General features: G+C 61.2%; 7 protein-coding genes. 4 read left to right on the forward strand and 3 right to left on the reverse strand.

Annotated features, from left to right (window positions below):
* Positions 1 to 22 precede the first annotated feature (22 nt).
* The 4 genes from MRBLMA1_RS10765 (at position 23) to MRBLMA1_RS10780 (ending at position 4,954) form a co-directional block, all read left to right on the forward strand.
* Positions 23 to 631: a pyridoxamine 5'-phosphate oxidase family protein gene (locus MRBLMA1_RS10765; protein ID WP_363736716.1), complete on the forward strand. Its 609-nt coding sequence runs from the start codon at positions 23 to 25 to the stop codon at positions 629 to 631.
* Positions 628 to 1,038 (forward strand): VOC family protein, encoded by a 411-nt coding sequence (locus tag MRBLMA1_RS10770; protein ID WP_363736717.1) that lies wholly within the window; start codon positions 628 to 630, stop codon positions 1,036 to 1,038. Before MRBLMA1_RS10765 ends, MRBLMA1_RS10770 begins: the two co-directional genes overlap by 4 nt.
* A 314-nt stretch (positions 1,039 to 1,352) precedes the next feature.
* Complete coding sequence (locus MRBLMA1_RS10775) at positions 1,353 to 3,731, forward strand: TonB-dependent receptor (RefSeq protein ID WP_363736719.1); 2,379 nt, start codon at positions 1,353 to 1,355, stop codon at positions 3,729 to 3,731.
* On the forward strand, positions 3,731 to 4,954 hold the full coding sequence (locus MRBLMA1_RS10780; protein WP_363736720.1) for a dipeptidase: 1,224 nt from the start codon (positions 3,731 to 3,733) through the stop codon (positions 4,952 to 4,954). Before MRBLMA1_RS10775 ends, MRBLMA1_RS10780 begins: the two co-directional genes overlap by 1 nt.
* 647 nt (positions 4,955 to 5,601) lie before the next feature.
* On the opposite strand, the gene MRBLMA1_RS10790 is transcribed toward MRBLMA1_RS10780, so the two are convergent.
* The 3 genes from MRBLMA1_RS10790 to MRBLMA1_RS10800 are packed head-to-tail and all read right to left on the reverse strand — an operon-like array spanning position 5,602 to position 13,920.
* Positions 5,602 to 7,761, reverse strand: a complete 2,160-nt coding sequence (locus MRBLMA1_RS10790; RefSeq protein WP_363736722.1) for a beta-glucosidase — start codon at positions 7,759 to 7,761, stop codon at positions 5,602 to 5,604.
* A 60-nt stretch (positions 7,762 to 7,821) separates the two neighbouring features.
* Positions 7,822 to 11,157 (reverse strand): glycosyl hydrolase, encoded by a 3,336-nt coding sequence (locus MRBLMA1_RS10795; protein WP_363736723.1) that lies wholly within the window; start codon positions 11,155 to 11,157, stop codon positions 7,822 to 7,824.
* A 21-nt stretch (positions 11,158 to 11,178) separates the two neighbouring features.
* Positions 11,179 to 13,920 carry a TonB-dependent receptor plug domain-containing protein gene (locus MRBLMA1_RS10800; protein WP_363736725.1) on the reverse strand — a complete coding sequence of 914 codons (2,742 nt, stop codon included), beginning with the start codon at positions 13,918 to 13,920 and terminating at the stop codon, positions 11,179 to 11,181.
* Positions 13,921 to 13,943 lie beyond the last annotated feature (23 nt).

Consider the following 13,943-nt stretch of genomic DNA (forward strand, 5'->3'; position numbering starts at 1 on the left):
AGCAACGCGCTATTTCCAGCCCATGGCACAGACTTTCCTCCATACCCTCTTCGATCCCGGCGCCCGAGCCTTGCAGGCGGCTGCCGGATCACGTGCTTCCTATGCCCGTATGGAAGCCGGTGCCGGTCCGGTCGACAGGCTGACCGACCGCGAACTGGACTTCATCTCGGCCCGCGACAGCTTCTACATGGCGAGCGTCTCCGAGGATGGATGGCCTTATGTCCAGCATCGCGGCGGCCCGGCGGGTTTCCTGCGGCATGTGACGGGCAATCGTATCGGTTTCGCGGACTATCGCGGTAATCGGCAATATCTCTCCACCGCCCATGTCGCCGCCGACGACCGCGTCGCGCTGTTCCTGATGGATTATCCAAACCGCCGTCGGCTCAAGATGATTGGACATGCCCGTGCCAGCGAAGACCCGGCGGACATCGCCGCGCTGATGCCGCCTGATTATGCGGCAGAGCCCGAGCGCGCCTTCCTGATCGATGTCATCGGCTTCGACTGGAACTGTCCGCAGCACATCACCCCGCGCTTCACCGGGGTAGAGGTCCGGCGGGCTTCCCAACCCCTCATCGACGAAATCGCGGCGCTGCGTGCCCGCATTACCCAACTGGAAGGACAGGAATCATGACCGGCAAGCTCACCCAGGGTGTCCATCACATCGGCCTCACCGTACCCGATCTCGATCAGGCGCGCGCCTTCTTCTGCGGCACGCTGGGCTTCGCGGAGACGGGCGGCGTTCCGGACTATCCGTCCATCTTCGTGTCCGACGGCGCGATCCTGCTGACGCTGTGGCGCGCGGCTGACCCGCTCACCGCCCGGGCCTTCGACCGGCGCGCCAATATCGGCCTCCATCATCTCTCGCTGTCAGTCGCCGACGATGCCGCGCTGGATGCGGCGTGGAACGCAGTAACGGCGCATCCCGAAGTGGTGGTCGATGCCGCGCCCGGCCCCATCAGCCCGACTTCCTCGACGCGCCACTTCCTCATCTTCATTCCCGGTGGCATTCGTCTTGAGTTCGCCACGCCTTTTGCCTGAAAGGACCCGACGATGTCGCGACCACCAGTCGCCCATGATCGTCGTACACTGCATGATGCGCACTTCGTCAGGCGACGACCCGTCATTGCTCTGCCTGCCGACGGATCTGTTCTGATGGCCGTATCCTCGGATTAGGCATAAGCGAGTAGCGGATTTTCCCCATCGCTTCGTTTCAAATTGCAACTATGCAATAGACCCGTCCGGCAGGCCGAGCGTTCGCCAGCAGGGAAGCGACTGGAGTGGAAAGGCGCATCCTTGGGAACGCGCTCCTGAGAGGCTCGTGACGCCCCCAGACGGGCCAACAGGGAGCCAATATGCCTTCGATTCCTGCTTTCCGCCGCGCATCTCATGCGGCACTCCTACTCTCCTGTTGCGTGGCAGGCCTGCCCTCCGCCGCCTGGTCACAGGATCCCGCTTCGGCCGACGAGAGCAACGCGATCACCGTCACAGGGCGCCGCGTCTCGCAATCGTCCGAAGCGATTGGCGAGGACAAGATCAGCAATGTCGTGGCGGTGACGCGGGAGGCGCTGCTATCGGCGCCTTCGGGCATTTCGGGCCTCAAGATGCTGGAGCAGCTACCCGGCTTCAACGTGCAGACCGACGGCGCGCTAGGCCTTTACGAATTCGGCAACAGCGTCCAGACCCGCGCTTTCAACCTCGACCAGATCGGCTTCGTGGTCGACGGCATCCCCACCGGGCGCAGCGATGCCTTTGGCGGCAGCCCGGTGTTCCGTTATGTCGACAATGAAAATCTGGGCGCGGTCGTCGCCTCGGTCGGGGCGGGCGATGTCGGCCTGCCCAGCTATTCCTCCCTTGGTCCCGTAGTGCAGTATAACAGCATCGCCCCGCAGGACGAGATGGGCCTGTTCGTGTCGCAGAGCTTCGGCGATTTCGACATGAAGCGCACCTTCATCCGCGCCAGCACCGGGCAGATCGGGCCGTTCAAGGCCTATGTCAGCCGCACCAAGCTCAACAGCGACCTGTGGCGCGGCCCCGGCACCGTCGACCGCGAACATTGGGAAGGACAGATCCACGCCGATCTGGGTGGCGACAGCTGGGCGCGGTTGAAATTCGTGTCGAACGATTTCCTCGACTATGACTCGCCCACCATCACCCGCGCCCAATATAACTGCACCGTGAAAAATGCACTGGGCCAGTGTGGGCGCGACTATGCCTATATCGAAAATGTGCCGAACACGACCCCCGGATTCAATCCCACAGTACCGGGCGTCTACTATTCCAACAGCGCTTACACGTCCGTTTATAACCTTGCCATCAACGTTCGCAAGGATCGGCTCTATGGCGCGACCGTCCATGCCGGGATTGCGGACGGAGTATGGGCGGAATCCACCCTATATTGGGAGGATAAGGACGGCTATGGCGTGTCGCCCGACAGCTACGCCAATTCGCTCGGCCGCTACAGGCCGCAGTTGCAGGCCGGGCTGGCCGTCACCGCCCCCAGGGGCGTGCAATATGGCAAGTCCGGCGTTGGCGGCGACCGCTATGGCATCACCAGCAAGCTGCACTGGGAGATTGGCAGCAACGCGCTGGAAGCAGGCATCTGGGCAGAGGTCGACAAATATCACCGCACCCAGGCGCGCTACAACACCACCGACGGCGCGCCCGACGGCGCGCCCAATCTGGACGAACTGGTCTATCTGCGCCGCGACTATCGGTCGCAGCGCGACACCTTGCAGCTCTTCCTGAAAGACACGATCAAGCTGGCCGATGACAGGCTGGTGCTCGATCTGGGCTTCAAGGGGCTGATGCTGGATTACCGGCTGAGCGGGTATCGCGACTTCGACGATTATTATCGCGTTGTGAATGGCGTCGGCGTGCCGGGTTGGGGGCCGTCGATCAACAGCGCGCATTATAACGACATGTTCCTGCCCATGGCGGGCCTGCTCTACAAGCTGGACGGCCGATCGCAGATCTTCGCCTCCTATGCCGAGAATATGGCACTGCCCAAGGGGATGGACGACATCTATGCCGTCACCCGCCCCGGAACTTCGGCTCTGGTGCCGCAGCCCAAGCCTGAACGGTCGAAGAATATGGAATTGGGCTTCCGCACCAATCAGGGGCAGCTTTATGCCTCCATCGCGGCCTTCTATACCAAATTCGCCAACCGCATTCAGTCGATCACCACCTTTGTCCCGGGCGGCGGCGCGTCGACCGAGACATTCTACCAGAATGTCGGACGCGTTCGCGCCTATGGCGTGGAATTTGCGGGCACCTACAAGCCCTCTTTCCTGAACGGCCTTGCCTATGGCAACCTGAACGTCACCTATAACAACGCCAAGTTCAAGGACGACATCATCGCATCGACCGTGATCCCGATCGCGGGCAAGTTCCTGCCCGACAGCGCGAAATGGATCGTCGGCGGCGGCGTGACGGTGGAACCGGCCAGCTGGCTGGTGGCCAATGTCTCGGGCAAATATACGTCGCGGCGCTGGTCGACCTTCACCAACAGCGCGGGGTCGAGCGTGCCGGGCTATACGGTATTCAGCGCCTATGTCGACATTGGCGATGGTTTCAGCGTCGGCCCGTTGAAGAGCCTGAAGGCGCGTTTCAATGTCGACAATATCTTCGACAAGGACAGGCTGTCCTTCATATCCTCCGCGGTATCGGGTGACGGCGCGTTCCGGCCGCTGTCGCCGCGCACCTTCCAGTTCACCATTTCCGGGGAGATTTGATGCGAGTTTGCCTTCTTGCCGGAGCAGCGCTGATCGCGCTGCTCCCCACCGCAGCATCAGCGCAGGCTGTGCCGAAAAAAGTCTATCAATTGCACCAGAAGATGCTGACACTGGACAGCCACCTCGACACGCCCGCTTCGCTCGACCTGCCCGGCTGGTCGATCGAGGAGGAGCATGATGTGCATGGTGACTATACCCAGGTCGACCTGCCCCGGATGAAGAAGGGCGGCCTGGATGGCGGATTCTGGGCGATCTACACACCGCAGGGACCGCTGACGGTCGAGGGGTTCCGCAAGGCGCGTGACTTCGCGCTGCTGCGCGGCATGTCGATCCGGTCGATGGTGGCCGCCGATCCCGCCAACTTCCAGCTTGCGCTGGCGGCGAAGGACGCCGCGCCGATCGCGGCGAAGGGCAAGCGGATCGTCTATATCTCGATCGAGAACGCCTATCCGCTGGGCGAGGATGTGTCGCTGCTCAAAACCTTCTACGACATCGGCGTGCGGGTGTCGGGCTTTGCCCATTTCGCGCATAACCAGTTTGCCGACAGTTCCACCGATCCTTCAAAAAGGCCGCGCTATGGCGGCCTCAGCCCACTGGGCAAGCAATTGCTGGCGGAGATGAACCGGCTCGGCATCGTGCCCGACGCGTCGCACAGTTCGGATCAGGTACTGGACGATCTGTTGGCCCTGTCCAAGACGCCGGTGCTGCTGACTCACTCTGGCTGCAAGGCGATCTATGATCATCCGCGCAACATCGATGACGCGCATCTGAAAGCGCTGGCGGCGCAGGGCGGGGTCATCCAGATGAACGCCTATGGCGCCTATCTGCGCGCATCCAAGCCCAATCCCGAACGACAGAAGGCGATGGCCGCGCTGATGGGTCAGATGCGCGAAGACGCGAAACTCTCGCCCGAAAAGCGCGCCGAATTGCTGTCCAAGCGGCAGGAGATCGACCGGCTCTATCCTGAAAAGGATAAGGCGACCTTCGATGATTTCATGGCGCATATGCTCCATGCGCTCAAGGTGGTGGGACCGGACCATGTCGGCATCGGCCTCGATTGGGACGGCGGCGGCGGGGTGGTCGGCCTTGAGGATGTGGTAGACCTGCCGAAGATCACCAACGCCTTACTGAAGGCGGGCTATTCGGAGGCGGATATCCAGAAAATCTGGTCCGGCAATGTGCTGCGCGTGCTGAAGGCGGCGGAGGACGGCAAGGTAAAATGACCGAAGGCTCCGCCTGTCCCATGGGCTACCCATGTGGGCCGAATGATCAGTGCGGCTCGCGAAGGCATAATCCTCCAGTGATCCGCCCCGCAACTCCAACCACCGGAGCAGGCTGGCGCAAGCATCGTCCATCAATTCGAACTGAACAGGACGCCCGGCTTTTTGCTGAACGACAATCGCCCGCGTCCGAACTTTTCGGTCACAAAGGATGTCGCCGATCTTGATCTTCACCAGGTCACAGCCGCGAAGTTCGCTGTCGATGGCAAGGGCAAAAAGCGCCGGTCCAGGGTTTACCCATGCTGATCAAGAAAGAAGCGGATTGCCCATATCTGACGGGGCTCTAGCGCGCGTTTCGCACCGACTTTGCATCCCGCGTTCCATGATACTCGCTCGCGTGCAGCGGGATCAAATTCCGATAATCCCATGACACTTCTCCTCGGGCCACGATAGCCCGGAGGAAGAACGCTCAAAAGCGGACCAGAGCCGGCCATTCACGCATCACTGGTTGAACGACCGATCGCGACAAGGGCAGCCGGTCGGGTCCCCTGATCGAAAATCTGCCCCCTGCTCTTCTCAGCCATTCCCGGCTTTTGCGATGTCCAAGATGAAGACCATGAGGCTCCTGGTGCCTCGGGATCATAGAGCTATCAGCGAGAAACCATCTGCGCAGCGAGTTTGACGCTCATGACCTCATCCAGATCAAGTGCAGATTGCCCTGTCGCGATGTCGTATTGGCCCCCGGCGATGGCCCAGCCCTTGTCGGTCCAGTCGGCAAGGAGACGGCGATCGACCTTCATCGTTACGGTGCGGCTTTGCCCCGGCGCCAGTTCGACGCGCGAGAAACCGATCAGTCGTCGCACGGGCTTGCCGTTAATCGACACCAAATAGGCCTGGGGCACGTCAAAGCCGCTACGCTCGCCGATATTCTTGACCGTGAGCGTCACACTGGGATCGGAGCCGCCCGATATCTTCAGGCCGGAATGCGCAAATCTGGTGTAGCTCAAACCTTCACCGAAAGCGAAGAGCGGCTTCACGCCCTTGGCCGCATACCATTTATAACCGACGTTCGCGCCTTCATCATAGTCGATCGGGAGGGCCGTCTTCTCAGGCAATCCGAGACCGGGAATCGTCCGCCGTGGAAGATCCTTTTCGTCGGTTGGGAAGCTGATGGGCAGCCTGCCTCCAGGATTGACGGCGCCCGTCAGAACGTCGGCGATCGCCTCGCCTCCCCCCTGCCCCGGATACCAGGCCTCGAGGACGCCCTTCACCTTTCCCAGCCACGGCATTTTGACGGGATTCCCGGTCTCGAGCACGACGATCGTATTCGGATTGGCGGTCGCCACCGCATCGATCAGCGCATCCTGCCCTTCGGGCAGCGTCAGGCTCCCATCCACGCCTTCGGACTGCCATTGGGTCGCAAAAACGATCGCCAGATCCGAGTGCGCGGCAAATGCCGCTGCTTCCTCGGGCACGTAGCCGCTGTCGAACTCGATGTTCGTCCGGGGCAGTGCGGCCTGGAGCGCCTTGAGCGGCGACGACGGCATGTAGAGGATCTTCGACCAGTTGCTCATGATCCCGCGTCCGCCGAGCGGCAGCAGCAAGACCTGCCCGGCCGGCGTGACCTGGCTCGATCCGCCTCCGGAGATCACGCCCACATCGGCATGGCCTCCAATGACCGCGATCGACTTAGCATTGGCAGCAAGAGGCAGTATGCCGCCTTCGTTCTTGAGCAGGACGATACCGGCATCGGCAATTTTCCGCACGGCGTTCGCGTGGGCGGCAAAGTCGATCGGCCTTTCCCGAAGCGGCGCATCGGCACCGACCGCATAGAGCGATCGCAGGATGCGACGCACCGCGTCGGACACCCGTGCCTTTGGCACGCGCCCGGCTGCCACTTCATCCTGCAGCGGCTTGTCGAAATATGTTTCCTTGTCCAGCTGCGCACCCGACTGCTGATCGAGCCCCTTTGCGAAATAGCTGACGTCGTGAACCGCTCCCCAATCCGACATGACCCAGCCCGGATATTTCCAGTCCGCCTTCAGGACCTTGTTCAAGAGGAAATCGCTTCCGCACGCATAGGCGCCGTTTACCTGATTGTACGCGCACATCACGGCGCCCGGATGGCCCCGATCAATAGCGATCTCGAAGGCGAGCAGATCGCTTTCCCGAAACGGTTTCTCCTCGATCCTCGCGTCGATAGATTGACGTAACGTCTCCTGGTCGTTCAACGCGAAATGCTTGACGGTCGAGACGACATGCTCGCTCTGTACGCCGCTGATCGAAGCGCCGGCGATGGTGCCGGCGAGCAACGGATCTTCACCCGCATATTCGAAGTTGCGGCCGTTGCGTGGATCGCGCGCCAGATTAACCCCGCCGGCAAGGAGCACGTTGAAACCCTTGGACCGCGCTTCATTGCCGGCCAGCGCGCCACTCGCAAAAGCAAGGTCGGGGGAGAATGTCGCTGCCAGCAAGAGACTGGACGGCAGAGCGGTCGATATATCGCCCTTGCGAGACTGGAGCGGGTTCACGACACCCAGGCTGGCATCGCTTTCATAGATATCGGGAATGCCCAGGCGGGGTATGCCGCGAACAAACCCTGCGGTGGATTTGAGACCCGGGGGGATCGGCGGCAAACCGGGAATTGCGATCGGCATGATGCCATGGAGAAGCTGGAAGCGCTCGACGTCGGTCATCTTGGCCTCGGTCGCCGCGGCCTTGGCGTCTGCCGAATCCTGCGCGGTTGCCGGAAAGCAGGGCACTATTCCGGAAAGCAGCGCTGCAACGAGCCCGAGTCTGACGGTTTTCATTTGCACACCTATAATATTCCATGATGCAGAAGGGGCTCTGAAGAGCGATCGCCAATCACGTCAGTCCGCCGGGTCCATGGCTGTAAGGCGAACAGGACCGATGAGCCCCGATGGAAGAAGTTTGCTGTCGGCCTGGTACGTTGACGCGGGCGCATAAGCAAAGGGCTTGGCACCCGGTTGCTTGTCGCCGATCAGGCGGTTGACCCAGAGGTTGGCAACCCTGACGACGATCCGGTTGGACCCCGCCTTCAGGAAGCCCGTCACGTCCACGCGATAAGGGGCATGCCAACTGATGCTTACGGCGCGGCCGTTGATTTCAACCTGAGCAAGATCCCGGACGTTGCCGAGATCGAGAACCATATGGCGCCCTGTACCGATCATCTTGCCCGGCACGTCGATCATCGTGTCATAGGCCGCCACGCCCGAGAAATAGCGTATCGACGGTTCGGTGGATTTGGACCAGTCACCCAATTTGAAGGATTGACGTCCCGGCGGCCCACCCCAGCCATTCTCGAACCGGATGCTCCAGCCGCGGTCGAGCGTCATCGTTGCCGCGACGCGCGGGCCGGCGACGGTCCGGGACAGCTTGTCCGTCCGACCTTTGAAGACGACAAATCCCGCCTGTTGGGGGTCGAGCTTCAGATCGACGACCGTTCTGCCTCCGGACCGCCTGAACGACAGATCCCGGGCCTTGCCATCCTCGGGAGACCACCATTGCGGGATCCGGCCATCTACACGAAACGCGACCTGCGGATTGATGTCTGCCGAGGACTGGTTCGACAGGAAATAGATGTCGCTGTCTGACGCACGCCTGTGCAGGAACAACAGCTGCGCGCCGTTATCGTCCACATCAGGTGCTATCCGCCTGGTTCGCAGGACATCGGCCAGAGAGCTTTGGGCATAGACCATACCCTGACCGAGCTGGCGAACCTCCCCATCATGTCCCCAAAGCAGATCTACTGCCTTCCAATAAGCGGCACCTTCGTCGTTCAGGCCGATGCCGCCCTTCGGACGCATCGCAACCAAAGTCGCCCCGGCACGCACCAGCGCGCCAAGCTTCTCGACGACCGGCAGGGACAGCCGATGAACGGTTTGAGGGATGTAAAGCACCTGATATTGCATGCCCTTCTGGGTGACGATCTTGCCGTCGCGCACCGACAGTTTGTCGAGAAGAGCCTCGGGGTTGATATAATCGAAGGCATACCCGGGGGGCACGTCCTTGTTCGGAGCAAGCTCGAACTGACGCGTCGGCCCGTCCTCCTCCCCGTAGAAATAAGCGACGTCCGCCACGAAGCGACCCTGCTGTAGCAGGTGCGACGTTCGCGCCAGATAATCGACGAACGGGCGGGCCATTCCCGCCCATGTTTCGTTCCGATTGAAATATTGTCCGAAAAAGCCAAGCGCGAGGCCCGGCTTGCGATCCGGGAACGGTTGGAGGTGTGACTCGTGAAGGAGAATGCGATTGACGCCTCGCGCGAAGATTTGGTCGGCGACGGGCTTCATCATCGCCGGAGAGAAAGCCCATGGATCGTTGCCTGCCGCAACCGTCAGCGCTTCCGCGGCCACCAGGGGCTTTCCGTAGACGTGCGCAGCCGACGCCGCCTCCTGGAGATCGGCTACGAGCGAAGGCTGCCCGGCAACCGTCGCGAACGGCCGATACCAAAACTCACCCGTCGGTATGTCGGATCGGGATTTCGCCGTCATGGCATCGACGATGGCGCGGGGCGTGTCGCCCTGGACCTCCGTATAGTAGGTCATGCCGCGTTTGTGAGCAGCATCGGCCAGGACATCATAGTGACTGGAGATCAGAAGATCTTTCAGCGTCTGGCGGAAGTCAGCAAGAAATGCGTCGCTACGTTCGGAACTGCCCACTACGTAACCCGCCAGGGCAGGAAGCCACGGCAAGGGATCATAGCCTCGCCGTTTGCGGAACTCCTGCAACAAGGCGGGTGTCCAGTTCTGGACTCCCGCCTCCCAGCTATCGGTAAGCAGGCCATTGACTGCCGCAGGACCGAGATTGACGCCGATACGTTCGCTGTACAGGCTGAAGAGCCCATCGACATAGCGGTCGACGGCTTTTGCATCGAGCTTGTCGACTTCCAGCCCGGTCGCGACCGGTTCGGCGGGTCCGTTGGTCTGTCCCGTCAACGACCAGCCGAAGCGGAGGATCATCCAACGCCCTGGAGGCGGCGTCCAGTCCAAAGCCCCTTCGCCGGTGACATAGCGTTCAAGATCGATGACCGATGTCGGTGACAATCCCGCCGATTTTGCGGCGGATTCCAGGGTCGCCTGGTCGACTATGGATTGAAATCCGGCCTTGGCTTCGAAGCCATCGATCCGCGGCGCGGCACTATACGTCACGCGCTGAAGGTGGAAGATGACCGGTCCAGGAGGAGGGACCAGACCTCTTGGCAGACCCGGAAGCACGCGCCAGGGCTTGGGCGCACCGAAGCGGATCCTGAACACCAGGCCTGTCGCAGGTTTGAAGGCAAATGTCTGCTGTCGCGACGGATGCTCGGCCTCGTCTTGGGGAACGTGCCGCACCAGATCGAAGGTCTTGCCATCGCGGCTGACCAGGATGTCGATCGCAGGCCGCGTGCTCATGGCCAGCGTGAGCGCCTGCATTTCCACGGGTTTGGCGTAACGCACATCGACGTAGGCGCTGCCATCCGTCGACATAGGTAACGCAAAGTCTGACGATAAGTCGGCCGCTGCGGTCGCCAGGGCCTCGGCGGAGCCGGCGCTCGACGTATAGGAAGGAGCCGCAGCCTCCTCCGCCGGCAGAGGAAAGGCGATGACGGGACCGGGCCCCGATGCAATCGGATCCGGTGTTTTCGGATCGCCGGGTAAGGAAAAGCCTGGGTCTCGAGGCACGGAAGCAAATGGTCCGGTCGCGGTCGGGAGGGACGGCAAGTCGGTTTTTATGCGATGGCCACCCTCGACGATCTTCGTCGCCCAAACATATTTCTTCATGCCGTCAGCGGGTTGCACCCAGGGCCCGCCCGTCTCACTCCAACCAGGCGAACCGGCTATCGTCACGTCCATCCCATCCGCATGCGCCTTATCCACGGCGGCGCGAAAAGCTGTCCTCCACGTAACGCTCATGAAGGGAGCAGGATGATCGACGACAGTGGGCTCCAGCCGGCCACCGGCAAAAGCGTGGACTCCGCCGATGCCCACGTCGTGCAGCCACTGTAGATCGAGGAGCGCGCCCTCTTGCGTGACGTTCCCGCTCATCCAGTGCCACCAGACCTGCGGGCGCGCCTCATGTGGCGGGTCTTCGAAGCCCGCCCTAAGCTTGTCCGATGGCGCCGGCTGGCTTTGGCCGTTTGCCGATGCCATTGCAAAGAGGCCGCAGGCCGCTGCAAAAGCGCCTTGAGTGACCCGCCGCCCCATCCTCTCCTCCCTATTCGACCGTCAGAACCGTCCGCGAAGGGACAGGCTGACAATCCGACCGAGCGTACCTCCGTTTGCATAACCGGAAAGGGCACCCGCCGAGACGGACGCACCATAATAAGGCGGATCGGCGTCAAACAGGTTCTGCACCGTGACCCCGATATCCGCTCCTTTCATGAAGCCGATCGCATTGAGATTATAACCGACGAACACGTCCGTCACAGTATAGCCGCGAACATGGCTTTGGCCGGGCGAGATGCCGTCGAGCACATGATACCCACCGTTGCGCCGAATAGTCAGGCTTGCGGTCACCGGGCCGCTGGTGGCGCCGAGCGAACCGACAATGTTATATTTGGGAGTCTGGCCATTCACGACCGTGCTTGCGAGATAATCCTGATACGCCCCGCCGGCGGTGGCCGAGATCTTCTTGTTCAGGATGTAAGTTCCGGCGATTTGTCCATAAATCGTGCCGAATGAAACATCGGTATTGTAGGAAACATTGAAATCAAATCCGTCCAGCTTTTCGCTGCCGAAATTAGCCCGTCGTGCGTCCACCACGCCGATGATGTTACTTCCCGGCTTGAACAGGTCGGCGACAGACTGGATGTTCGGAGCACCGCCATTGTCGAGTCTCAGCCAGAGCGGCTGAATGCTGCTTATATAGGCCTCGCTGCACTGCTGGACGGGCGAAGCGGCGCCGCATAGATTATAGGCGGTGCTGAGGGCCCCCGGGAATCCATATGCCCCGAGCGAAAGTGAAACGAGATTGTCGATCTTCGTGTTCCAATATGTCAGGCCCAGCTTCAGCCCACGGATCGCATGCGGGCTATAATCGCCACCGATCGAGTAATTTCGACCGGTCTGCGGCTTCAAGCCCTGGCCCGCGCCGGCGATAAAGGCCAGATAGGTTTGGGGCGCCAAAGTCAGGACCTGCAGGCGCGTATCGATCTTGTTTCCTGAGTCGGCAAGGCTGGGTGCAACGAACGTCGTCTGGTAGACGCCACGAAGCGTCAGATCCTCGAACGGCTTATAGTCGATACCGAAGCGGGGGTTCGTCGTTCCGCCAAAGTCGCTATAGTGGTCATATCGGACGGCGGCGTCGAGCGACAGCGCGTTGATAAACGGCACCGCATTCTCGCGTCCGACAACAGGCACAAACAGCTCCGCAAAGCCAGCCTTGACAGTCCGCGTGGCGTCGTAGCTCGCCAGGCCGGACCGATCGCCGATCGCACCGGTCACGGTAGAGTTGAACAGCGATTGCCGGCGAACTTCGCCGCCAACAGCCAGCTTCACATCACCGCCCGGGAGGGAGAACAACGTTCCGTTGGCAACGATCTGGCCGCTGACGATCTTGTTTACGCCGCGCGTGTAAATCTCGTGATCCGCCAGATTTGCCAGCACATCAGACGGGGTCTGCGACGTGTCGTAAGGATTGAAATTCGTCGCCGTGATGGCCGATCCGTTCAAGCCGGTCCGGTCGTGGATGGTAGCCGTGCTATGGCCGTACAGGAAATCACCGCGCAGTTGCCAACGATCATTGATCGTCCAGGTCAGACTTGGATCGACCTGATACTGTTCAAATCGCTGGGGCGAAACGCGGGCATTTCCCAGCCCTCTGGAGTAGTTGTAGCTAACCGTCTGCGACGTCTCGCCGTTCACTGGCCTGAAGTAGGAATTGCTTGCGTCGATGGTGATTGACGAAGGAATAGACGCGATATCGGTATAGACCTTGTCAGTTCTGAGACCGTAGATGCCGTCGACAGAAAACTTGAGCGAAGGGGTGATTTCCTGTTCGAGGTAGGCGAAGACATTGACACGACGCTCGACCGGAGTGAGGCTCGTATAGTCGGTCTGATCGCAACGCGGAACGGACGGGACACTTTGGAAATTCGGAGCAGTGTACACCGTGCCGTTGACGGTGAAATTGCCGTAGCCGCACGACGTGGTGCGCAGATCCGAACCTCCGTGGCTCGTGAAGTCAGACGTGATGTAGTCGCGGTCCTTGCCGAAGATCGCGTCGTGAGCCGCATAGGCGGCACTGATCAGAACAGAGCCTGTCGACCAGTGAGTGCCCGCAGTCAGCGTTACGTCGTTCTCGTGATAATCCTGACCGAACTGATGCTGGTAGTGCATCTGAAGGCCGTCGAAGCGCTTCTTCGCGACGAAGTTGACCACGCCGCCAATCGCATCAGAACCGTATGTCGCCGACCCGCCGTCCGGCAGGACCTGGACGGTTTCGAGTGCGTCGGCCGGAATCAGATTGGGATCGGGGTCGGTGGAAAGAACGCCGACAGGCACGATCCGATGGCCGTTGAAAAGAACCAGGGTCGCTGTCTGGCCGGAAGAATTGCCATTTGTGTTTCCGAAGCCGCGCAGCGCAATCTTGGCCACGGGTGTGGCGAAGCTCGCCGAACCGGAAGAGACGCTGTTCAGCGTCGGAAGCTGTGGCACCGTCTGGTTGAGGACGTCGATTGCCGCACTGCTGCCGGTCGACCGAATTGCGGCACTGCTCACGGTGAGAAGGTTGGAGCCGGTGGGTTTCGCCACGCCGCGTATCAAGGTGCCGGTGACGACAATATCCTGCGAAGACGCTTGTGTCTGGCCATCGTCCGCCGCAGGCGCGAGCGTCGATCCGGCCGCATCCGCGCCGGCAGTGTCCGCGACGGGCGCGGGCGTATCTGGCGCGGTCTGTGCAAAAACAGCCTGGGTCGAGCACAAGGCGGATCCCGCCAGCAGCAGGGCGAGTCCCTGGATCGTCTTCATATCATTCCCCTCTTGCGGGCACG

The sequence above is a fragment of the Sphingobium sp. LMA1-1-1.1 genome (genome assembly GCF_040676365.1).
GTDB lineage: Bacteria > Pseudomonadota > Alphaproteobacteria > Sphingomonadales > Sphingomonadaceae > Sphingobium.